The organism is Actinoplanes philippinensis (assembly GCF_900113015.1).
Classification (GTDB): Bacteria; Actinomycetota; Actinomycetes; order Mycobacteriales; family Micromonosporaceae; genus Actinoplanes; species Actinoplanes philippinensis.
Genome location: NZ_FONV01000012.1, coordinates 22,643 through 45,028 on the forward strand (window position 1 = coordinate 22,643; position 22,386 = coordinate 45,028).

General features: G+C 71.4%; 18 protein-coding genes and 1 tRNA gene. 9 read left to right on the forward strand and 10 right to left on the reverse strand.

The window, feature by feature from the left end:
• Positions 1–8 precede the first annotated feature (8 nt).
• Entirely contained in the window at positions 9–1,073 is a 1,065-nt protein-coding gene (locus BM290_RS30555) for an aspartate-semialdehyde dehydrogenase (RefSeq protein WP_093619390.1), read from the forward strand.
• Between the two features lie 694 nt (positions 1,074–1,767).
• Here BM290_RS30555 and pyrE read toward each other — a convergent pair.
• On the reverse strand, positions 1,768–2,295 hold the full coding sequence (gene pyrE / locus BM290_RS30560; protein WP_093619391.1) for an orotate phosphoribosyltransferase: 528 nt from the start codon (positions 2,293–2,295) through the stop codon (positions 1,768–1,770).
• 166 nt (positions 2,296–2,461) lie between these two features.
• Here pyrE and BM290_RS30565 point away from each other — a divergent pair, with 166 nt between their 5' ends.
• A complete protein-coding gene (locus BM290_RS30565; protein WP_093619392.1) occupies positions 2,462–2,731 on the forward strand; it encodes a hypothetical protein in 270 nt (89 codons plus the stop codon).
• On the opposite strand, the gene BM290_RS30570 is transcribed toward BM290_RS30565, so the two are convergent.
• The 3 genes from BM290_RS30570 to BM290_RS30580 form a co-directional block, all read right to left on the reverse strand.
• Positions 2,728–3,162: a hypothetical protein gene (locus tag BM290_RS30570; protein ID WP_093619393.1), complete on the reverse strand. Its 435-nt coding sequence runs from the start codon at positions 3,160–3,162 to the stop codon at positions 2,728–2,730. The two genes, BM290_RS30565 and BM290_RS30570, sit on opposite strands and share 4 nt — an antisense overlap.
• A gap of 74 nt (positions 3,163–3,236) precedes the next feature.
• Positions 3,237–3,313 (reverse strand) — tRNA-Pro (locus tag BM290_RS30575).
• A gap of 74 nt (positions 3,314–3,387) precedes the next feature.
• Positions 3,388–4,281 (reverse strand): metallophosphoesterase, encoded by an 894-nt coding sequence (locus BM290_RS30580; protein WP_093619394.1) that lies wholly within the window; start codon positions 4,279–4,281, stop codon positions 3,388–3,390.
• Between the two features lie 24 nt (positions 4,282–4,305).
• Here BM290_RS30580 and BM290_RS30585 point away from each other — a divergent pair, with 24 nt between their 5' ends.
• Positions 4,306–4,758, forward strand: a complete 453-nt coding sequence (locus BM290_RS30585; RefSeq protein WP_093619395.1) for a GatB/YqeY domain-containing protein — start codon at positions 4,306–4,308, stop codon at positions 4,756–4,758.
• Positions 4,759–4,825: 67 nt separating this feature from the next.
• Here the strand turns inward: BM290_RS30585 and BM290_RS30590 are convergent, their stop codons facing one another.
• Entirely contained in the window at positions 4,826–7,255 is a 2,430-nt protein-coding gene (locus tag BM290_RS30590; RefSeq protein ID WP_093619396.1) for a transglycosylase domain-containing protein, read from the reverse strand.
• Positions 7,256–7,562: 307 nt separating this feature from the next.
• Between BM290_RS30590 and BM290_RS30595 the strand changes: the two genes are divergently transcribed.
• Positions 7,563–7,865, forward strand: coding sequence for a WhiB family transcriptional regulator (locus tag BM290_RS30595; protein ID WP_041832981.1), 303 nt, complete (start codon positions 7,563–7,565; stop codon positions 7,863–7,865).
• A gap of 36 nt (positions 7,866–7,901) precedes the next feature.
• Here BM290_RS30595 and bagB read toward each other — a convergent pair whose 3' ends face one another.
• From bagB to BM290_RS30610, 3 genes are read right to left on the reverse strand one after another with little or no spacing between them, the layout of a single operon-like run.
• The gene (gene bagB, locus BM290_RS30600; RefSeq protein ID WP_093619397.1) at positions 7,902–9,044 is read right to left on the reverse strand and encodes an ArsA family ATPase; all 1,143 of its coding nucleotides are present in this window, start codon (positions 9,042–9,044) and stop codon (positions 7,902–7,904) included.
• 37 nt (positions 9,045–9,081) lie between these two features.
• The gene (bagA, locus tag BM290_RS30605; protein WP_093619398.1) at positions 9,082–10,032 is read right to left on the reverse strand and encodes an ATPase BagA; all 951 of its coding nucleotides are present in this window, start codon (positions 10,030–10,032) and stop codon (positions 9,082–9,084) included.
• Between the two features lie 42 nt (positions 10,033–10,074).
• Positions 10,075–10,917: an Rv0361 family membrane protein gene (locus BM290_RS30610; RefSeq protein WP_093619399.1), complete on the reverse strand. Its 843-nt coding sequence runs from the start codon at positions 10,915–10,917 to the stop codon at positions 10,075–10,077.
• 132 nt (positions 10,918–11,049) lie between these two features.
• On the opposite strand from BM290_RS30610, the gene sp36 reads away from it, so the two are divergent.
• From sp36 to BM290_RS30635, 5 genes are all read left to right on the forward strand, one after another.
• A complete protein-coding gene (sp36, locus tag BM290_RS30615; protein ID WP_093619400.1) occupies positions 11,050–11,205 on the forward strand; it encodes a Sp36 family protein in 156 nt (51 codons plus the stop codon).
• Entirely contained in the window at positions 11,202–11,693 is a 492-nt protein-coding gene (locus BM290_RS30620) for a RidA family protein (RefSeq protein ID WP_177319972.1), read from the forward strand. The genes sp36 and BM290_RS30620 overlap by 4 nt, the downstream gene beginning before the upstream one ends.
• A gap of 95 nt (positions 11,694–11,788) precedes the next feature.
• Entirely contained in the window at positions 11,789–12,580 is a 792-nt protein-coding gene (locus BM290_RS30625; RefSeq protein WP_093619401.1) for an MBL fold metallo-hydrolase, read from the forward strand.
• Positions 12,577–16,176, forward strand: coding sequence for an adenylate/guanylate cyclase domain-containing protein (locus tag BM290_RS30630; RefSeq protein ID WP_093619402.1), 3,600 nt, complete (start codon positions 12,577–12,579; stop codon positions 16,174–16,176). The genes BM290_RS30625 and BM290_RS30630 overlap by 4 nt, the downstream gene beginning before the upstream one ends.
• 31 nt (positions 16,177–16,207) lie before the next feature.
• A complete protein-coding gene (locus BM290_RS30635; RefSeq protein WP_093619403.1) occupies positions 16,208–17,203 on the forward strand; it encodes a serine/threonine-protein kinase in 996 nt (331 codons plus the stop codon).
• Positions 17,204–17,246: 43 nt separating this feature from the next.
• Here BM290_RS30635 and BM290_RS30640 read toward each other — a convergent pair whose 3' ends face one another.
• Both BM290_RS30640 and BM290_RS30645 read right to left on the reverse strand, forming a co-directional pair.
• Positions 17,247–20,273 (reverse strand): M4 family metallopeptidase, encoded by a 3,027-nt coding sequence (locus tag BM290_RS30640; RefSeq protein ID WP_177319973.1) that lies wholly within the window; start codon positions 20,271–20,273, stop codon positions 17,247–17,249.
• Positions 20,274–20,373: 100 nt separating this feature from the next.
• Complete coding sequence (locus BM290_RS30645; RefSeq protein ID WP_093619405.1) at positions 20,374–22,380, reverse strand: ATP-binding protein; 2,007 nt, start codon at positions 22,378–22,380, stop codon at positions 20,374–20,376.
• Positions 22,381–22,386 lie beyond the last annotated feature (6 nt).

Genomic DNA, 22,386 nt, shown 5'->3' on the forward strand with positions numbered 1-22,386 from the left:
CCCGGGCGATGGCGCAGCCCACGCTCGCCGTCGTCGGAGCCACCGGCTCCGTCGGTTCCGTCATGCTCGAATTGCTCTCGTCCCGGCGCAACGTCTGGGGCGAGATCCGCCTGCTCGCCTCGGCACGGTCCGCCGGCAAGTCGCTGACCTGCCGCGGCGAGCGTCTGGAGGTTCGCGAGCTGACCGCCGGAGCCTTCGACGGCGTCGACGTGGCGATGTTCGACGTGCCCGACGCGGTGTCCGAGCAGTGGGCGCCGACCGCCGTCGCGCGCGGCGCCGTCGTCGTCGACAACTCGTCGGCCTTCCGCATGCGCCCCGACGTGCCCCTGGTGGTGCCCGAGGTCAACCGGGAGGACGCCGCCCACCGCCCGGCCGGCATCGTGTCGAGCGCCAACTGCACGGTCGCCGCCATGATCATCGCGGTGGCGCCGCTCCACTTCGAGTACGGCCTCCGCGAACTCGTCCTGGCCTCCTACCAGTCCGCCTCCGGCGCCGGCCAGATCGGCGTCGACACCCTGCACGACCAGCTCACCAAGGTCGCCGGCGACCGCCTGCTCGGCTCCCGCCCCGGCAACGTGCGCCAAGCCGTCGGCGACGACCTCGGTCCCTTCCCGGCACCGCTCGCGCTCAACGTCGTCCCCTGGTCCGGCGACCCGGCCGACAACGGCTGGTCCTCCGAAGAGCTGAAACTCCGCAACGAATCCCGCAAGATCCTCAGCCTGCCGGCCCTGAAGGTCTCCGCCACCTGCGTCCGCGTCCCGGTCGTCACCGGCCACTCGGTCGCCGTGCACGCCGTCTTCGCCTCCGAGGTCACCGCCGACGGCGCCCGCCAGGTCCTCCGCAACGCCCCCGGCGTCATCCTCGTCGACGATCCGGAAGCCGGCGAGTTCCCGATGCCCATCGACGCCGTCGGCACCGACCCGTCCTGGGTGGGCCGCATCCGCCGAGCCATGGACGATCCGCGAGCCCTCTCGCTCTTCATCACCGGCGACAACATGCGCAAGGGCGCGGCCCTCAACACGGTCCAGATCGCCGAACTGATCGCCGCCGAACTCGCCAAACGAACCGCCTGACGTCCCTTTTTCGCTGCGTCTTCCCGGCCCTCGCCGCCGACATTCACGGCAGGGTGGGCGTTTCGTCACGCTTTGCGACGCTTTGAGTGGTACGAGAGACCCCGCCCCGCAAACCCACCCCGTCCCCGGGCTACCACGCGGCGTCCGCGGTGGCCCGGACCGCACCGCGCCCGCCGGGCTGAGGCCGTTGGTCACCACCCGCCCCCCAGGGCCGTCACCGTTGCATCCGGCTGGCCGGCAGCGCTGCCGCGTGATTCCCGAAACAGCCCTCACGTCCAGCCCACTCATCGGCCCTAACCGGCGGCGGGTGGGTTGGCTGGGCGTGAGCGCGTGTGGTGCTGGGGCAGGGTGGTGCTGGCACCGCGTCAGTCCGCTGGGCGGGGTGGTGCTGGCACCGCATGAGCCCGGTGGGACGGGGTGGTACTGGCGCCGCATCGGTCTGGTGGGCGGGGTAGTGCTGGCACCGCGTCAGCCCGGTGGGACGGGGTGGTACTGGCACCCCATGAGCCCGGTGGGCGGGGTGGTGCTGCCACCGCATCAGCCCGGCAGGCGCGTTTCGGTCCGGGCCGCCACGGACGTCGCGTGGCGGCTCGGGGACGGGGTGGTTCGGCGGGGCGAACCGACCCGTACCGAATGCGGCGTCGGAAAGCGGCAGGCATCGCCCACCGGGCCGTAGACGGTGTCGTGAGGGGCGTCAGGCGGCGGCGTCGAGCTCGGCGCGGGTGAGGAGGGCGCGGAGGGTGATGCCTTCGGCGGCGAGAGCCTGGGCGCCGCCTTCCTGACGGTCGATGACGCAGAGCGCGTGGTCCACGTGGGCGCCGAGTTTGCGCAGGTCGTTGGTGGAGAGGACGACCTGGCCGCCGGAGGTGACGACGTCTTCGACGATCAGGACGCGGCGGCCGGCGACTTCGGCGCCCTCGGCGAGGCGGGCGGTGCCGTACTGCTTGGCCTGCTTGCGGACGAACGCGGTGGGGAGTTTCGCGTGGCGGGCGAGCGCGGTGACCACGGCGATGCCACCCATCTCCAGCCCGGCGAGAACCTCGGTGCCTTCGGGGATGAGGACGGCGAGGCGTTCGGCGAGCTGGTCGAGCAGGACCGGGTCGGCCTCGAACTGGTACTTGTCGAAGTATTCGGTGGCGGTACGGCCGGAGCGGAGCGTGAACTCGCCGGTGAGGCGGCTCACGCTGCGGACCTGGCGGGCGAGGTCGATGGAGTCAGTCACAAGGTCTCAGCTTGTCAGGTTGGCCGGACCCGCTGGACGGCACCCCTGGGGTTCTACCCGGGGGCGGTCACCCGTAGGCGTACTTGATCTCGACCCTAGGGCAAAGTAGGCGGTTTTAGGGTAATTTCCGCCTAATTAGTGGCTTGTGCCTCGGAAGGATAGTTCTGTGACGCCCTTCGCGATCCTCTTCCTGCTCGCCCTCGCCGGAACGTCGTGCTTCGCCCTCGGCCGTGCGCTGGGCCGTGGCGAACGCTACGAGCGCGGCTACCGCGAGGGGTTCCGCGACGGCGAGACCGGCTCCCTGGCCCGCGCGACCCGGCTCATGCAGCTCAACGAACGCCCCTCGATCGCCCCGGTCGTCGAGTCGATGATCGGGCCGTACGCGGTGCCCCAGCAGATGGCACCGCGCACGGTCGGCCCGCAGCTCGCCCTCTAGACCGCCCCGTAGACGTGGCGCCGCACCAGCTCGTCCTTCTCCAGGACGGTGTCGACGAGCCTCCAGAAGTCGGCCAGCCGTGGATGGGCCAATCCCTCGGCGCGGCTGAGCTTGTGCCCGAAGATCGGGGCGTCCGGCGCCACCGCTCCACCGTCGACGAGGGTCGCCGCCGGAGCCGGTGAGCCCTGCACCGGCCCGACCCGGCAGCCGAACGTGACGTGGTCGTCGTGGCGATCGTCGCCCCACGTCCCGAGGATCGCGTCGATCCACGCCTCGTGCACCCCGTTGTGGTGATAGCAGCTGGCGAAGTAGACGGCGGCCGCCCCGTTGTCATCGTTGACATGAGCCCAGGTGCGGTCGGCGGCGCCGCCACAGCACTGGCAGACGAAGTCACGAACCTCGCGGCTGCTCTCGTCGATCAGATAAGTCACGGCCGGAACAATAACCGTGGCCGAGCAATGACGAAGGCCCGGCATCATCGATGCCGGGCCTCACGTGCAACTGCTGGTCGGGGTGGCGGGATTTGAACCCACGGCCTCTTCGTCCCGAACGAAGCGCGCTACCAAGCTGCGCCACACCCCGCTGCTGCGAGATAAATACTAGCGGAGGCCCCAGGGGCCTCCACAACCGGTATCCCCGAAAGACGAAACAGCAGGTCAGCGAGGAATCAGGGTCAGCAGGGAGGCCTCCGGGCGGCAGGCGAAGCGGATCGGCGCGGTGGGGTGGGTGCCCAGGCCGGCCGAGACGTGCAGCCAGGCGTCCGAGCCGGGCCAGCGGTGCAGGCCCTTCGCCATCGAGGTGGGCAGGTCGCAGTTGGTGGTGAGGGCGCCGACGCCGGGCACGCACACCTGGCCGCCGTGGGTGTGGCCGGCGAGCAGCAGGGCGAAACCGTCGGCCGCCATCGCGTCGAGGACCCGCGCGGCGGGGGTGTGCGTGACGCCCAGGTGCAGGTCGGCGCCGGAGCTGATCGGGCCGGCCACCGCCGGGTAGTCGTCGCGGTCGACGTGTGGGTCGTCGACGCCGGCCAGCTCGATCGAGCGGCCGCCGGCCTTGAGGATGGTCCGCGCGTTGTTCAGGTCGGCCCAGCCTGCGTCGACGAGCGCGCCGCGCAGCTCGTCGGTGGGCAGGTCGGCGCCCTGCACATACTCCCGGTCGGGCATCAGGTACTGCAGGGGGTTCTTCCAGACCGGCCCGCGGTAGTCGTTGGAGCCGAAGACGAACGCGCCGGGCGTGCCGAGCATCGGGTCGAGGGCGCGCAGCACGCCGGGGACCGAACCCGGGTCGGACATGTTGTCGCCGGTGACGATCACCAGATCCGGGTCGGCGCCGGCCAGCCCGGCCACCCACTCCTGCTTGCGCCGCTGGTCGGGCATCATGTGCAGGTCCGAGATGTGCAGGATGCGCAGGGGCTCCGCGTCCGGCTCGAGCACCGGGACGTCGAAGCGCCGGAGGGTGAACATGTTGCGCTCGACGAGGGCGGCGTAGGCCAAAGTCGCGGCGCCGACGGCGGACAGGGTGGCGAAGGCCGAAATAAGGGAGCGCTTACGCATGCTCGCAAGGGTAGTTTCTCCGCCATGGGAACGCTGAAAGACCGCCTGAACGAGGACCTGCACACGGCCATGAAGGCCCGCGACGAGCTGATCACGTCGACGCTGCGGATGGCCCTGTCCGCCGTCCGGACCGCCGAGGTCGCCGGGGACGAGGCGCGCGAGCTCTCCGACGACGAGGTGCTGGCCGTCCTGACCAAGGAGGCGAAGAAGCGCCGGGAGGCGGCTGCCGCCTTCTCCGGGGCCGGGCGGGCCGACCAGGCGGCCAAGGAGACGGCCGAGGGCGAGGTCCTCGACCGCTACCTGCCGAAACAGCTCACCGACGCGGAGATCGCCGAGATCGTGACGCAGGCGCTGGCCTCGGGCGGATTCAGCGGCAAGGCCCAGATGGGCCCGGCCATGAAGGCCGCTCAGGCGGCCGTCGCGGGGCGTGCGGAGGGCGGCCGGGTCGCCGCCGAGGTGCGGCGCCAGCTCGTCTGACAAAACCCTTTCGGGGTACGGAAAACGGGCGGGAGATTCGATCTCCCGCCCGTTTCGCGTGCTGTGGCTAGTTCGGCCTACCCGGTCCGCCCGGTCCTGCCGGGCCCCCGCTGTTGCCCGGTGTGGGCGCCTGGGTGGTCGGTTTGCCGTTGCTGATCTGCAGGACCACCGCGCCGTTCTTGATCGTCCGGCCGGACGGGTCGGTACCCGCCACGGTGCCCTTGGGGCAGTCGGAGTCGACCTCGCCACCGCGGGACACGGCGAAGCCGAGGTCCTCGAGGCGGTTGGTGGCCGACGAGACCGAGTCGCACTCCACGTTCGGGATCGAGCGCTGCTCCCCGAACACGATCTTGGAGCTGCTCGGCTTCTTGAACTGCTGCTTCTCCTTGTCCTTCATGTAGTCCCGGACCGTGTACTGCACAGCCGGGTTGATCACGTGGTGGTCCATCTGGTCGTTGTGGTCCGGCCAGTCCGGGTTGGCCATGTAACCGGCCACGACGATCTTCGTGGTACCGACGATCATCGACGCGGTCTTCTCGGCGTCGGTGGTGCCGGTCTTGCCGAACACCGGGTGGCCCACGATGTCACGCGTGCCTGGGGCGGTGGCGCCGTTGCAGGAGCCGAGCTGGGCCGAGTCACCGACCGGGCAACGTGCCGCGTCCAGGGCGGCCCGGGCCACGTCCTTGCTGGTGGCCTGGTTGCAGAACGGCTTGCCGACGTCGATCTTCTGGCCGTCGGCCATGGTGATCTGCTCGATCGGCGTGGGGGAGCAGTACTTGCCGTCGCCGGCGAGGGTCGCGTACGCGTTCGCCATGTCGAGCGGAGTGGAGGCCGACACGCCGAGCGAGAAGGCACCCCACTGCTTGGCCGACGCGGGGTCGTTCGCGAACGTCGCGTCCGGGTACGCGACGCGGAACTGGACGCCGAAGCGCTTGGCGACCGCGACCACCTTGTCGGCGCCGACCCGTTCCTGGAGCGGGATGAAGTACGTGTTGATCGATTTCGCGAAGGCCGACCACATCGTGTAGACGCCCGCACTGCCGCCACCGGCGTTCGTCGGGCAGTAGAAGTGCCCGTTACAGGTCGCCGGGCCGGGGCCCACGATATAGCCGGAGACGTACTTCTTCTCGGCCTTGATGGTGTAGCTGAGCGGATAGCCGTTCTCCAGCGCCGCGATGATCGGGAAGATCTTGAACACTGAGCCGGACTGGTAGCCCGCGATGTCGCCACCGCCGGTCATCAGCGGGTTGGTCGTGTTCGGCGCGGTGCCGCGGATCTTCAGCTTGGCCTTCGCCGGGTCGGAAGAGATCTTGTTCTCCGGGTGATCCGGGTCGTCGAGCTTGAACTTACGGTTCGTCGCGAGCAGGCGGACCTTGCCGCTGCCCGGCTCGACACCGGCCAGGAGCAGCGCGTTCTGACTCTTGTCGGACTGGCGCTCGGTGATCTCCCGACGAGCGCCGGCCTGGCCGTTGAGGTCGAGGGTGGTGACCACCCGGTAGCCGCCGCTCTTGAGGCGCCGCTCCCGGTCGTAGGTGGTCGCGCCGAACGACTCCTGCTCCAGCCACCAGCGGTAGAAGAAGTCGCAGAAGAAGCCCCAGTTGTTCTTCGCCACCCAGGCGCAGCCCCGGCCGACCTGCTTGACCTTGGTCGGGATCGCCTCCTTCTTCGCCTTCTCGGCGTCCGCCGGAGTGACCGCGCCCATGTCGACCATGGCCGGGATGATGTATTTGTTGCGGCGGTCGGTGATCTGCTCGTGACCGCTCGGCGTGGTGGGGTTGAAGCTGCTCGGCGCCTTCACCATGCCGGCGAGCATGGCCGCCTCGCCGACGGTCAGGTCCTTCGGCTTCTTGTTGAAGTAGACGTTGCTCGCGGCGAAGATGCCGTAGGTCTGGTTGCCGAACGGCGCGATGTTGAGGTAACGCTCCAGGATCTGGTCCTTGGAGAGTTGCTTCGAGATCTGCAGCGCATACTTCATTTCGGTGATCTTGCGCTTCGCGCTGTCCTCGGTGGCCTCGATCACCTCCTGCGGATTGGTGGCCGAGTAGGCCAGCGACATCCGCACATACTGCATGGTGAGCGTCGAGGCGCCCTGCTGGGCGCCGCCCTGGTTGTTGCTCACGAACGCGCGCGCGACGCCCTTGAGGTCGACGCCGTTGTGCTCGTAGAACTTGCGGTCCTCCGCGGCCAGGATGGCGGCCTGCATGTTCTTCGAGATGTCCTTCAGCGGGACGTCGCTGCGGAACTCGTCGTAGAACACCGCGATCTGGGTCTTGTTGTCCGAGGCGTAGACCCGGCTGATCTGCGGGGAGCTGAATTCTTTGAGCTCACTCGGCAGACCCGCGAACGTCTGCCCACCGGCTTTTGCCGCCAAGCCGGTCATCGCGGCGGCGGGGAAGGCCGCGGCGGCCACGACGACACCGGCTAGCAGGCCACAGACCAGTAGCGAGGTCGCGTTCGTGAAGATGTTGTGATCGCGTCTGCGAAACCAGGAGGTCACCCGAGCAGGGTACGCGAAGCATGCACGCGACCGCCTGTCCGGAAGCACCACTCCGCCCGATACGAGTGTGACCTGTCACCCTTCTCGGCGGACCGTTTTCCCGCTTCTGCACCAAAGATACCCCCGTTCGGCCCCCCTCGCTTTGCCGGTATGCCCGGAACTACCGGCCTATACGTATTTGAGGGACAACGTTGCGTAATCACCCAACTACAGAGCATGATGGGGCGGCGAGACACGGACGCCGATGCGGCACGGGGGAACAGGGGCCGCGCGGCGTCAGGGGGTGAAACAAGGGGGGACGTTTACCGTGGGGATGATCAGCGACTGGCCCAGCATGGCGGCGTGTCAGAGTGGCGACCCTGACGCGCTGTTCGTGCAGGGCGCCGAGCAGAACGTGGCGAAGAGGATCTGCCGCAGCTGCCCGGTCCGCTACGAGTGCCTCGCCGACGCCCTGGACAACCGCATCGAGTTCGGCGTCTGGGGAGGCATGACGGAACGGGAGCGGCGGGCCCTGCTTCGCCGTCACCCACATGTGGCGAGCTGGCGGAAGATGTTCGAGGCCGCACTGCGGGAGAAGGGCGCCGACAAGGTGCTCGTCTCCACCCGCTGATCAGGCGCGGCCCGTCCGGCCGGCGAGGTCCGCCGGTCAGGCGAGCAGTGCTCCGATCGTTCGCAGCCCGTCGACGTCATGGACGTCGGCGGGCTGTGCCGTGACCGACGTCGTCGGCACCGCCGGGAACGCCCCGGTGAACCCGGCCGCGACACCGGCCTCCCGCTCGGCCTGGCGCAACAGCGAGGCGTGGATCCGCAGCACGTCCGCGGTGACCTGGTTGTCGCCGGTCTCGTCCAGCCGGGCGGCCGCCGCCTCGCTCTCCGCGGCGCTCAGCCCGGCCAGCTCGGTGTGGTGCATCCGGTTCAGCACCAGGCCGGCCAGCGGCATCCGCTCGGCCACCAGGCGCTCCGCGAAATAGGCCGCCTCCCGGATCGCGTCCCGTTCCGGGGCGGCGACCAGCAGGAACGCGGTCTGTGGGTCCTGCAGGATCCGGTACGTCTGATCGGCCCGCTGCCGGAAGCCGCCGAACATCGAGTCCAGCGCCGCGACGAAACCGGACAGGTCGGTCAGCAGCTGCGCGCCGAGAACTTTCTGCACGGTCTTGGAGAACAGCCCGAACGACGCGGTGACCAGGCTGAACACGCTCCGGCCACCGGTCCGGGCGGGCGCCAGCAGCAGCCGCAGCATCCGCCCGTCGAGGAAACGGGACAGCCGAGCCGGCGCGTCCAGGAAGTCCAGCGCCGACCGGGACGGCGGTGTGTCCACCACGATCAGGTCCCACTCCTCGCCGGCGCGCAGCTGCCCCAGCTTCTCCATCGCCATGTACTCCTGAGTGCCGGCGAAGGTGGAGCTCATGGCCTGGTAGAACGGGTTGGCGAAGATCTCCGCGGCGCGTTTCGGCGTGGTGTGCTGCTCGACCACCTCGTCGAAGGTGCGCTTCATGTCGAGCATCATGGCGTGCAGCTCGCCGCCGGCCCGCTCCACGTCGATGCCCTTGACCTGGCGGGGCGTGTTGTCCAGCTCGGTCAGGCCCATCGACTGGGCGAGCCGCCGGGCCGGGTCGATGGTGAGCACCACCGTGCGGCGGCCGTGCACCTCGGCGGCCCGCAGGCCGAGGGCGGCGGCCGTGGTCGTCTTGCCCACCCCGCCGGCCCCGCAACAGACCACGATGCGGATGGACGGGTCAGCCAGCAGACCGTCGACGTCGAGCCGTGGAGCCGTCAATTCAGCCACCATTTCAGGGTAGTTCGTCTTGATCGGACGTCCGGCTCGATCAGGCTCGCATGAGGAGCGCCGCCAGCTCACCGAGAGCGGCACGGTCGACGCCCGCGGGCAGCAGTGGCAGCTCGACCATCGGCCGGCCCAGCTCGGCCAGCTCCAGCCGCAGCGACTCCTCCAGCTCCCGCCGGGTGAGGTGGGCCTGGGCCTCGGTCGCCAGCCGGCTCACCGTGGCGGTGGCCGCCGGCAGCCCGGCCGCGGTCAGCCCCCGCTTGATCTCGGCCTTCGTCACCCGCCCGTCGGCCAGCAGCGGGGGGCGAGCGCCGTTCACCACCACCCGGCCCACCGGGATGTGCAGCGCGGACAGCTCGGCGATCGCGTCCAGCGTCTCCTGGACCGGCATCTCCTCGAGCAGCGTGACCACGTGCACGGCGGTCATCGGCGAGCGCAGCAGCGACGCAACGCCCTCGCTCTGCGTCTTGATCGGACCGACCTTGACCAACCGGGCCGTCTCCTCGGTCACGTTCAGGAAGCGGCCCACCCGCCCGGTCGGCGGGGCGTCGAGCACCACCGCGTCGTAGAACCGGTTGCCGTCCCGCGACCGCGTGGTGGCCTCCTTCACCTTTCCGGTGAGAAGAACGTCACGCAGGCCCGGGGCGATGGTGGTGGCGAAGTCGATGGCGCCGACCTTGCGCAGCGCCCGCCCGGCCGCGCCGAGCTTGTAGAACATGTCCAGATACTCGAGGAGAGCCTCCTCGGGGTCCACGGCCAGCGCCCGGACCTCACCGCCGCCGGTCGTCTGGGCGACCCGCCGCTCCGCGTAGGGCAGCGGCTCCAGCCCGAACAGCTGGGCGATGCCCTGCCTGCCCTCCACCTCGACCAGCAGCGTGCGCCGGCCGCCGGCCGCCAGGCCCAGCGCCAGGGCCGCTGCCACGGTGCTCTTGCCGGTGCCGCCCTTGCCGGTCACCACGTGGAGCCGCTCCGGCCAGTTGCGGTGTTCGCCCATACATCCCACGTTACGGGCACGTGTCAGCCGTACGGGCATCCGTCAGCCTGCGACCTCGCACACCAGCCAGCCGGTCTTGCGGACGACGGTGAAACGCAGATCCTGGGCGGCGCTCTTCTCGTCCTCGGTCGACATCAGCACGCGGACGTCGACCCGGGCCCGCTCCTCGTCCCGGTTGCTCACCACCGGCTCGTCCCAGCGGAAGACCGGGCCCTGATACCCGTCCGCGTACGAGCTGATCTGCTCCACCCGGGTGGCCAGCCGGGCCTCGTCCCGGGCCTTGCTGCAGACCAGGTCACGGGCGACGGCGGCGTCCTGCTGGGTGTAGACCGCGGTGAGGAACCGGTTGACCGCGGTCGCCGGGTCCGCCGATCCCGGGTTGTCGGCGTCCCGGAGCAGGTAGAAGGCGGAGACCGCGCCGCCGCCGCAGAGCGCCAGCGTGGCCACGAACGCCATGGAGAGGAAGATCGTGGAGCGCCGCCGCGGGTCGATGCCGGTCCGGGCGATCGCCGGGCCGGCCCAGATCGGCTCCGGCTGCGGCTGGATCTCGGCCGGTGGCGAGTGCTGGTATGCCAGGTGCTCCGGCGGTGGATACCGCCACTCGCCCGGTTTCTCGTGCTGGGCGTGCCACGGCCCGGTCGGCGGCGGCTGGTGCCAGACCGTGGGCGGGATCACCTCGTCCGGCACCACCGGGTGCTCGGCGGTGTCGACGTCCGGGGGCGCCGAGCCCGCGACCGGCATCTCGGCGGTGTGCTCCATCGCCGTGGTGTGCGGTGGCTCCGGCGGGACCGGGTCGTCCGGCGGGATCGGCGTGGGCGGCTCCGGCTCGGGTCCCGGCGGCGGCTCCGGGTGGCCGCCCGGCTCAGGCGGTGCGTTCTGCGTCAAGTCACCCTCCGCACCTTGCGCTCGGTAATGGCATGTGCGCTCTGCGTACATGACTCCGCTCAGCCTAACCAACCAGCCGGTCACCCGGGTCCTAAGCTGTGCCGGTATCCGACGAACAGGAGAGCGCAAGCCATGCAGAAGTGGGAGTACGTGACCGTGCCCCTGCTGGTCCACGCGACCAAGCAGATCCTCGACAACTGGGGCGAGGACGGCTGGGAGCTCGTCCAGGTCGTCCCGGGGCCCAACCCGGAGCAACTCGTCGCCTACCTGAAGCGGCCCAAGTCGTGACCACGCCGGCTCCGATCGCGGGGGACGGCGCCGTGGACGCCTACGCCAAGCTCACCGAGCTGGGCCTGACCCTGCCGACCGTGGTGGCGCCGGTCGGCTCCTACGTGCCGGCCGTCCAGTCCGGCAACTACGTCTACACCTCCGGCCAGCTGCCGTTCGTCGACGGCAAGCTGCCGCAGACCGGCAAGGTCGGCGCCGAGGTCAGTGTCGAGGAGGCGGCCGGCCTGGCCCGGCTGTGCGCCATCAACGCGCTCGCCGCGATCGACGCGCTGGTCGGTCTCGGGCGGATCGTGAAGATCGTCAAGGTGGTCGGCTTCGTCGCGTCGGCGCCCGGCTTCACCGGCCAGCCGGCCGTGGTCAACGGCGCATCCGACCTGTTCGGGGCGGTCCTCGGCGAGCAGGGACGGCACGCCCGCAGCGCGGTCGGCGTCGCCGAGCTGCCGCTCGGCGCCCCGGTCGAGGTCGAGGTCATCGCCGAGGTGGCGTGATCTTGCGGTGATTCGGGCCCATTTGCTCACCGATGGTGACCAGATCGGACATCGTGTCTCGGTCATGGTCGCCGGGCCGACGTACGATTCGGGTCATGGGGGCTGCTGAGCCCGAGTCGGCCGAGGTCGACCGGCTACCGGGTTGGGTGACGCTGCTGTTGGCTCCCAACCCGGGGCCGATGACCCTGGACGGGACCAACACCTGGATCCTGCGGGCGCCCGGCGCCGAGCGGGCCACCGTCGTCGACCCCGGTCCGCTCGACGAGGGCCACCTGCGCCGCATCGCCGAGCACGGCCCGGTCGACCACATCCTGATCACGCACGGTCATCACGACCATGTCGAGGGTGCCGCCCGGCTCTCCGAGCTGCTCGGCGGCGCTCCGGTCCGGGCCGGCTCACCGGTCCACTGCCTGGGCGGTGAGCCGTTCGACCCGCAGGAGTCCCTGGACGGGAACGGGCTGGAAATACGGGTGCTGGAGACTCCGGGTCACACCAGCGACTCGGTGTCCTTCCTCGTCGAGTGTGGAAACGATCGCGCGATGTTCACCGGTGACACCATGCTCGGCCGCGGGACCACGGTGGTGGCCCCGCCCGACGGCGATCTGGGGGCCTATCTGGGCAGCTTGGAGCTGCTCCGGGCGTACCCCGAGGTGTTGATGTTGCCCGGCCACGGACCGGCCCGCAGCGACACCGCCGAGCGTGCCGGCTTCTATCTGGATCATCGCCGGGAGCGGCTGGCGCAGGTGGCGGCCGCCATGGCGGCCGGCGCCGAGACGCCCGGCGCCGTCGTCGACCTGGTCTATCCAGATCTTGATCCGGCCCTGCGGTTCGCCGCCGAGTGGTCGGCCGCGGCGCAGCTCGACCATCTGCGCCGGGAGCAGTCGTGACCTGCCCGGTCTGCGGGACCGTTCCGGTTCCCGGTGCGCGTTTCTGCCATCACTGCGGCGCCGGGCTGCCGGCCGCTGCCCTGCTCCCGGCGGCCGAGCGGCGCATCGTCACGGTGCTCTTCGGCGATCTCTCCGATTTCACGTCGTTCTCCGAGGACCTCGATCCGGAGCGGGTCGGCGCGGTGACCGACCGGGTGCTGGCCTCGCTGGCCGGCGCGGTGAAGACGTTCGGCGGGCATGTCGACAAGCTGACCGGCGACGGGATCATGGCGGTCTTCGGCGCCCCGGTGGCCCATGAGGACGACGCCGAGCGCGCGGTCCGGGCGGCCCTGAGCATGCAGCGCGCGGTCCGCCGGGTGCTCGACGACGAGCGTGGCGGCGGCGCCCCGCTCGGCCTGCGCATCGGGCTCAACACCGGTGAGGTGGTCGCCGGGGTGCAGGCCGGCATCGAGTACACGGTCATCGGCGACACGGTCAACACGGCGGCCCGGCTGGCCGACGCCGCCGCGGTGGGCACGGTCTACGCCGGTGAGCGGACCAGCGCGGGCACCCGGCACGTGGCCTCCTGGCGACAGCTGCGGCCGCTGCGCCTCAAGGGCAAGCGGGAGCCGGTCCCGACGTATGAGCTGCTCGGCCTGCACGACGCGCCGGGCACCCGCTCCGGCCTCGGCGACGAGGCGCCGTTCGTGGGCCGTGAGGCGGAGCTGGGCCGGCTGTCCGGCCGGCTGGCCGAGGCGATCGACACCGGCATCCCCAAGATCCTGGTGATGACCGCCGAGGCGGGGATCGGCAAGTCCCGGTTCGCCGGCGAGGTCAAGCGCCTGGCCACCGGCTCCGGGCATGCGGCGCGGGTGCTGCGGGTGCGGTGCCGGGCCTACGGCGAGCGCCGGCGGTACGCCCCGCTGGCCGACCTGGTCCGCAAGGCGGCCGGCCTGCCCAAGGACGTCGCCACCACGGTCGCCCGCACGGTCGCCGACGAGCGGCTGCGCAAACTGGCCGGCCGGCTCAACGTCACGCTCGACAACGACCGGCTGCTGGTGCTGCTCGGTTACGGCGAGGCCCCGGACCGTACGGTCGGGCCGACCGCCCCCGCCGACCGCCCGGCCAGCGCCCGCCGTATCGACGCCGAGGCCATCTCGATCGCCGTCGCCGAGCTGCTCAACGCTCTCGCCGCCGAGGAGCCGCTGGTGGTGATCGTGGACGACCTGCACGACGCCACCGACACCACGCTGGAGGCGATCGGGCTCACCCTCAACCAGCTGGACGGCCCGGTCGTGGCGCTCCTGCTGGGCCGCCCGGAGCTGGTGCGGACGGCCGGGGCGATGACCCGGCTCGCCGACGCCGAGGTGCACAGCCTGCCCCCGCTGCGCGGCGCCGACGCGTCCCGGCTGCTGACGTCCTATCTGCACGGCGGCAAGCTGCCCCCGGCCGACAGCGACCGGCTGCTCGCCACTGCCCAGGGCAACCCGTTCTACCTGGCCGAGATGGTCACCCTGCTGATGGAGCGGGGCGCGCTGACCCCGGCGGTCGGCGCCAACGCGGCCGGCCGGTGGCAGCTGGCCGCCGGCTCGCTCGGCAGCCGCCTGCTCTCCCGCGACCTGGCCGCCGTGCTGGCCGCGCGGATCGACGCGCTCTCCCCGGAGCCGCGGTCGGTGCTGCGGGACGCCTCGGTGGCCGGTACGACGGTGCCCAGCGGCGTGCTGGAGGCGCTGCAGGAGCGGCGCGCGGTCGCCGACACCCGGCCCGGCGTGGTCGTCGCGGTCGAGCTGGAGCGGGCCGTCGACGAGCTGCTGCAGCGCCGCATGCTGCACCGGTCCCGGTCCGGTGGCTACCAGTTCAGCACCCCGCTGATGCGGGAGGCGGCGTATGCCGGGATCGGCAAGGGCGACCTGGCCGAGCGGCACGCCTACCTCGCCTCGTGGGCGGCGCCGGAGAGTGTGACGGAGCCCGGCAACGACGGGGCGGTCCGGCTCAACCTGACCGGCGGCGAGCGGGACGCCTTCATCGCCACCCACGCCGAGCACGCTGTCGAGCTGGCCGACGCGGTGCGGCTGCGGCCGGACGCGCCGGCCCGCCAGGTGGCCCCGCTCGGCGTCGCGGCTCTGGGCCGGCTGGCCCGGCGGGCGCTGGCCGACATCGAGCCGGCCGCCGCCATCGAGTATGCGGATCGTGCCACCGCCCTGGCCAAGGGCGACCTGCCGCTGCCCGACCAGCTGGTGCTGGCCCGCGCGCAGCTGCGGCTGGGCCGTGCCGAGCTGGCCCTGGCGCTGGGCGAGAAGATCGCGGTGGCCGCGGCCGAGGAGCCGGTCTGCAAGGCCGAGGCGATGATCGTGGTGGGCCGGGCCTACGAGGCGCTCGGCGACACCGGCCGGGCGATCGTCTCCTGGCAGGAGGCCCTCGACGTGGCGACCGGCGCCCAGTTGCTGCCGGAGCGGGCGAACGCGATGCGCCGGCTCGGCATGGCCGACTTCCTGAACGGGCGGCTCAGCCAGGCGAGCAGCCGGTTCGCGGCGGCGTACCAGGTGACGCTCGCGGCCGGGGACCGGCACGGGCAGGCGTGGGCGCTGCAGAGCCTGGCGTGGGTGACCACCACCCGTGGCGACTTCGCCGGCACCGACGCGGTGCTGGGCCGGGCCGCGCGCCTCTTCGCCGAGCTCGGTGACCCGGTCGGGCGGGCCTGGCTGCGCGGCACCACGGCGTTCGCCCGGCTGCTGGCCGGCCGGTTGCAGGAGGCGCGCCGGCTGGCCCGGCTGTTCCTGCCGTTCGGTGACCGGGTGGGTGAGGGCTGGGCGGTCGGCACGCTGCGGGTCGTCGAGGCGTATGCGGCGGCCGAGCTCGGTGACCTCGGGGCGGCCGACGGTCAGGCGCGCCGGGCGTACCGGGAGTTCCTGGAGGTCTCCGACGACTGGGGCTGCGGGCTGGCGCTCGTGGTGCGCGGGGCGATCGCCCGCGGGCTGAACGAGCTGGATCACGCCACCGACCTGCTCACCGACGCGCTGGGCTACGCCGACCGCACCGGGCATCCGCTGCTGCTGGGCATGGCCGGGACGCTGCGCGGGTTCGTCGCCCTGCAGCGGGGCGACCTGGAGACGGCCGAGGCCGACGCGCGCCGGGTGATGACAGCGGTCGAGCCGCACAATCCGCTGGCGCCGGCCCAGGTGGGTCCGCGGGTGCTGCTGGCCGAGGCGCGGATCAGGGCCGGTGACGCGGCGACCGCGGCGGGGCTGCTCGCGCCGATCGCCAGCGATAACTCGACACCGTCGCTGCTCTTCTCCCGGCGGCACGCGCTGGCGTCGTACGCTTCCGCGCTGCTCGCCGACGGCCGGGTGGACACCGCGCTCACCTGGATCGAGCGGGCCGCCGTGGCCCCCGCCGAGGACGTGCGCAGCAGTGTGATCTCCGCCATGGTCCGGGCTCGGGTGCTGGCCGCCGCCGATCGTTGCGAGGAGGCAAGGATCGCGGCCGAGGAAGCCGTGCGACTGGCCCACTCGACCGAGCAGGCCAGCGAGCGGGCGGCCGCCGAGGAGCTGCGGAAAACCCTTGCGGTGACGGTTGTCGAGGAAACTGTCGCCTACGCGTCTGACGTGCCCGGATGATCTTCCGCGGGACTGGCGTATTTTCTATTCCGTGACGGAGACTCCGCCTGGTGCCCTGCCCGTACCGTACGTGCCAGGCATGTCCGGCTTGTCGGTCATGGCGCGGGGCGGTTATGCCACCGTGTATCGCGCGACCCAGGATTCGGTCGGGCGTGACGTCGCCATCAAGATGGAAAACCGGACTCTCGACAACCCGCGCGATCAGGCCCGGTTTCTCCGGGAGGCCCGCGCGGCCGGGCGCATGTCGTCGCACCCGCACGTGGTCGACCTGTTCGACGTCGGCGTGACGGTCGACCAGCACCCCTACCTGATCATGGAGTTGTGCGACGGGTCGTACCTGGATCGCATGCGGGTCGCTCCGCTGAACGCGGTCGAGGCCCGCGACGTCGGCATCAAGATCGCCGATGCGCTGGTGCACTCCCACGCCAACGGGGTGCTGCACCGTGACGTGAAGCCGGCGAACATCCTCTACTCCGAGTTCAACGCGGCCGTCCTCGCCGACTTCGGCCTGGCCGTTCTCGGCGAGATGCGCGACTCGTCGGTGACCCTCGAGGTGCTCACCCCGGCCTACGCGCCGCCGGAGATGTTCCGCCACGACACCCCGTCCGGCGCCGCCGACGTCTACGCGCTCTGCGCCACCCTCTACGCGGTGATGAGCGGCCGCCCGCCGCGCTGGGCCACCAACCGCAGCCCCAGCCTGCTCACCCTGATGGACCTCTTCCACCAGCCGATCCCCGACCTGCCGACGGCCCCGCGGGCGCTCACCGACGTGCTGCGGTATGGGATGAACAACGACCCCGGCGCGCGGCCCAGCGCCGAGGAGCTGCGCGACCTGCTCAACAACCTGCACCTCGACCCGAGCACGCCGCAGCCGCCGCCGACCGTCTACCGCTCGGCGTCGACCAACCACGTGCCACCACCACGACCACGACCGATCCCACCGAGCACGCCGACGCTCGACGAGACCCCGACGGTCCAGCACGACGCCGGCCGCAAGGGCTTCTTCCAGAAGTGGTTCGGCGGCTGAGAAGGCCTTGGGCCGGCTATCTCGCCGGCCCGTACCCGACGGATCATGTGACCTTGAGTTTGACCGTGCCGCTGGTCCCGGTGACGTTGTAGCTGTCGGGGGCGACGACGACGCGCAGGGTCCAGGCGCCGCGTCTGAAGGCGCGGGAGAAGGTGTACGCGCCGGTCTTGCCGGTCTTCGTGCTGGTGATGGTGATCCAGCGGGAGCCCTTCTTGTATTGCAGGGTGACCTTGGCTCCGGCACGGGCCGGTCTGGCCGTACCCGAAATCTTGATCTTCTTGTTGGCCCTGGGTTTGGCCGTGCTCGCCTTGGCGGTGACCGCGTAGCGGATCCAGAGCCCGGTGGCACCCGAGGTCGCCGGCCACATGCCGGAGGAGCCCGGGTAGGTGACCCGGTAGGCGGTGGTGACGCCCGGTTTGACGGTGGCGCGCCACACCCCCTTGCCGTCGGTCTTGACCGTGGCATACCGGCTCCACGACGTCTTCCCGGCGGGCCGCTGCTCGATCGTCACCGTGGCGCCGGCGACCGTCGCGCTGTTGTTGCGCAGCACCCGGCCGCTGAGCGCCGAGGTCTTGCCGTGGACCACCGTCGCCGGTGACGCGGACATCGGCAGGCCGGTCGGCGTGAGAGTGACGGTCTTCTCGGCGCCGTCGCCGGCCACACTGACCGCGCGCACGCCGACGGTGTACGCCCGGCGGACGTCCAGCCCGGTCAGGGTCAGCGAGCGTGCCGTGGCATCGAGTCGCGTCTCGGCGCCGGGCGAGACCCGGACCACGTAGCCGGTGACCGGGAACTTGAACGGATCGGTGTACAGCTGGTCCCACCCGACCTGCGCGGTGCCGTTGCCCCCGGTCACGGACACCCCGCTCGGCTCCGCCAGACGGTCCGCCGGGAGGACCTCCCATGGGATCGAGGCCGTCGCCTGGTTGCCGTCGGCGTCGGTGGCCGTCAACAGGGCCGTCCCGGAGCCGACGGACTTCGGCCGCCCGGTGATGGTGGCCTGCCAGACGCCGATGTCCGTGGTGCGCACCGACAGGAGCATGGTTTCGGGGAAGCCGGTGGCCGTCACCTTCATCGTGTCGTACTTGTCGACCCACTGGTCCTTGCCGTCGTTGAAGGTCGCCTTGAAGTCGATAGTGGTGTACGGGCTCAGGCGGGTGATCACCCTCGGATACGCCGACTCGACGAACACCGGGCCCTTGACCACGAACTCTGTCGACTTGGTGTCGCTGTTGCCGTCCGGGTCGGTGGCGGTGATCTCGGCCTTGAAGAGCCCGCGCGTGGCCGGTGCCCCGGTGATCAGACCGGCCGCGTCGATCGACACGCCCTCCGGCAGGCCGGTGGCACGATAGGTCACCGGCTGGCCCTGCGGCTCACGGGCGGTCACCTGGAGACGCACCGGGTCGCCGGCCTTGGGCACCGTCACGAAGTACGGCAGAGGGGCGATCACCGGAGCGGCGTTCGGCGCCTGCGCCGCGTCCACGCCGACCGCCCGCCACGCGGCGTCGACGGTGCCGCGCTCGGTGCTGTCCGCCCCGTACAGATCGACGGCGGCCCGCAGCGTCGCCTCCCGCGCGCCGGCGAAGTTGGTGTTGGAGACCATGTAGACGGTGAGCGCCCGATACCAGATCTGCGCGGCCTTCTCGTTGCCGATGCCGGTCACCGGGGCCGCCCCGCCGCACGGGGTGCTCTCGCCCCACCGCGACGCGGCGCTGCCCACGGCCAGGTTGTAGAAGAACTTGTTGCCGATGCCGGACGAGTAGTGCTCGTCGAGATCCTTGGCGGCCGGCGTCCAGCAGGAGACCGATTTGCCGTCCCGGTTCGGCTCGTCCATCCAGCGTGACGGCGTGCCGTCGAGACGCGTCTTCTCGGAGATCGTGTAATCCGGCGCGTCGACCGGGTTGTCAACGGAGAACTCGACGAGCGTGCCGAAGATGTCGCTGGTCGACTCGTTCAGCGCAGCGGACTCGCCGGTGCCGACCAGCGCGGCGGTGGCGGCGGTGAGGCCGTGGGCCATCTCGTGCCCCACGACATCCAGCGACGTGTAGGGCGCGCGGCCCGCCGAGCCGTCCCCGAAATACAGGCACTTGCAGGTCCGGACATACATCGCGTTGTTGTCGTCGACGTCGTGGTGGACGTAGGCGATCAGGCCCTTGCCGTCGTCGGCCACGCCCCGCCGGCCGAACGTGTCGCGCAGATAGTCCCAGGATTTCGCCAGCCCGTAATGCACGTCGACGGCGCCGGTCGCGCGGTCGGCGCGGGCGCCGTCACCCCACTCGTTGTCGGGGTCGGTGAACTCGGCGAACTTCACGTCCGAGCCGAAGTAGTAGGTGTTCAGCGCGTCGCGGACGGTGGTGTCGCCGCGCTCCGGGTCGACGAGCGTGTAACCGCCGCCGGGCAGCGGGGTGGTGTCGATCTCGACGTCGCCGACCTGGAGACCGTGGCCGGTGCCCTTGTCGGCGGCGTCCACGGTGTCGTAGGCCAGCCGGACCCGGCCCGTGGTGGCGTCGACCAGCACGACCCGGGTCGGGCTCGTGATCTCCCAGGCCAGCGCTGGTTTGCCGGCGAGGGCGTCGACGACCTTGCGCGCCTCGACCCGGCCCTCGAGGCCGGCCGCGCCGATCGCGTCGGCGCGGCTGACCCGCGCCGAGGAGGGAACGTCGATCGGCTGCTCCTGGGCCACCGTCGCGTCGCGGAACGAGCCGTCAGCCGCCGAGTGCACGACGAAGTCACCGCCCAGCACGGGCAGGCCGTCGTGGCTGCGCTGGAAGCGGACGTGCTGCTCACCGCTGTCGTCGACCACGGCGCCGACAGCCTGATACTTCTCGCCCGGCGCCGACTTGATCTCGGTCTCGTGGCGGCGGAGCCCGCTCCGGGCCGCGTCGACCGCCGCCGAGCGGGTGACCCGTGGCTTGGGCGCGGACGCCGTCGCGGACGCAGACGATGTGGGCGCCGGCGCCTGAGCGGCAACCGGGTCCACGGTGTTACCTCGCGTGGCGCTCGTGCAGCCGCCGGTCAGAGCCAGCGTGGCGGCGAACGCGATCACGGCACGGCGACGCCGCACGACCATCCTCAAAGCTCCCCCGTCGACCATCGAAGACGGTGGAACGATACCGGAGCGACGCTATCGATGCATGCCGGTTTCAGCGCACCTTCAGTTTCCCGTGCCGCTACTCCGGGTCGAGGACGGCCAGCAGCTCGCCGGTGTCCACTTCGGCCCCCGGCTGGACGGGCAGCGACGAGACCACCCCGGCGGACGGCGCGTGCACCGGATGCTCCAGCTTCATCGCCTCCAGCGTGAGCAGCAGCTCACCGGCCCGGACCCGCTGCCCGGGCACCACCAGGACCCGGCGGACCGCACCCGGCAGCGGCGCGATCAGCGAACTCTCCGCGGCCTCCGGAGCGGGCAGCGGGAAACGGGAGATCTCCCGGAGCGCGACCGAACCCTCGGGACTGTCCACGTACGAGACGTCGCCGACCCGGTGAACGTGCACGGCCATCCGGATGCCCTGCACGTTGAGGACCACCCGGTCGCTGTCGGCCGACACCACCACGACCGCCGGGTGCTCGTCGGCCACCGGGGCCTGCCCCAGCCCGGCCAGATCCAGCTCCTCCGGATCCACCGCCCGCACCCACCAGCCGGCCAGGTCACCACGGCGGTTCATCCGGTAGCCGACCTCGACCGGGCCGGTCGGGCCGTCGTACACCGCCGTCTGTGAACCCGAGGGAACGTTGCGCCAGCCGGACGGCAGCGAGTTGAGGACCGGCGCCGTCGCCCGCCGCGCCGCGGCGCCGGCGAGGGCGGCCGCCAGGCAGGAGAGACGCACGGCGTCGACCGACGAGAGCAGCGGCGCGAACACCTCCGGATGGCGGTCCAGGAAGCCGGTGTCCAGATCCCCGGCGCGGAACGCGTGGTGCCGCAACACCCGCACCAGCAGGTCGCGGTTGGAGACGACCCCATGCAGATGGGTACGAGCCAGAGCCGACGCGAGCATCCGGGCGGCCTCCTGACGGCTCGGCGCCCACGCCACCAGCTTCGCCAGCATCGGATCGTGGTGCATGCCGATCACCGACCCGTCGGCCACCCCGGCGTCCAGGCGCAGGCCCGGCTGGGGCAGCGGCCGGAACCAGCCGGCGATGTCCGGCACGGCGAACCGGTGCAGCGTGCCGGCCGCCGGCAGCCACGCGTAGGCCGGATCCTCGGCGCACATCCGTACCTCGATGGCGTGACCGCGGATCGGCGGCGGCCCCGGCATCGGCACGCTGCCCCCCTCGGCCACCAGCAGTTGCAGGCGGACCAGGTCGTACCCGGAGACGCACTCGGTGACCGCGTGGTCGGCCTGCAGCGTCGGTGTGAGCTCCAGGAACCAGAAGTCGCCCTGCGCGTCCAGCAGGAACTCGACAGCGCCCGACCCGACGTAGCCGAGCGCCCGGACCGCGATGATCGCCGCCCGGCACAGGTCCTCGCGCATCGCCGGATCGACGGCCGGGGACGGGGTCTCCTCGATGATCTTCTGGTAGCGCCGCTGGACCGAGCACTCGCGCTCCCCGAACGGCACCACGGCGCCCTGGGCGTCGGCCAGGATCGGGACCTCGATGTGGCGGGCGCCGCCGACGTACGGCTCGCAGAACACCTCGCCGCCGACCTCGCGACGAGTGGAGGCGATAGCTTCGGCCAGGGTGTTCGCGTCCCGTACCACCCGGATGCCGTGACCGCCGGTGCCGGCCGCCGGTTTGATCAGCACCGGGAACGCGGGCACCTGCTCCGGGTCGGTGAAGCTCGGCAGGACCGGCACCTGGGCCTCGGCGACCAGCTTCTTCGTCTCCACCTTGTCGGCCAGCGTGCGCAGCGTGGCCGGCGACGGCCCGACCCAGATCATCCCGGCGTCGATCACCGCCTCCGCGAAGGCCGGGTCCTCGGCGAGCATGCCGATCCCCGGGTGCACGGCGTTCGCGCCGGCCCGCTGGGCGGCCGCGATCAGGGCCTCGGGCTGCAGATATGTCGCCGACGGCGTGTTGCCCGGCAGATGAACCGCGTAGTCCGCCTCGATGACGTGCGGCGCGTCGGCGTCGACGTCGGAGTAGACGGCCACCGTCTCGATGCCGACCAGCCTGCAGGTGGCGAACACCCGGCGGGCGACCTCTCCACGGTCGGCCACCAGAAGTCGTCGGATCACTGGTCT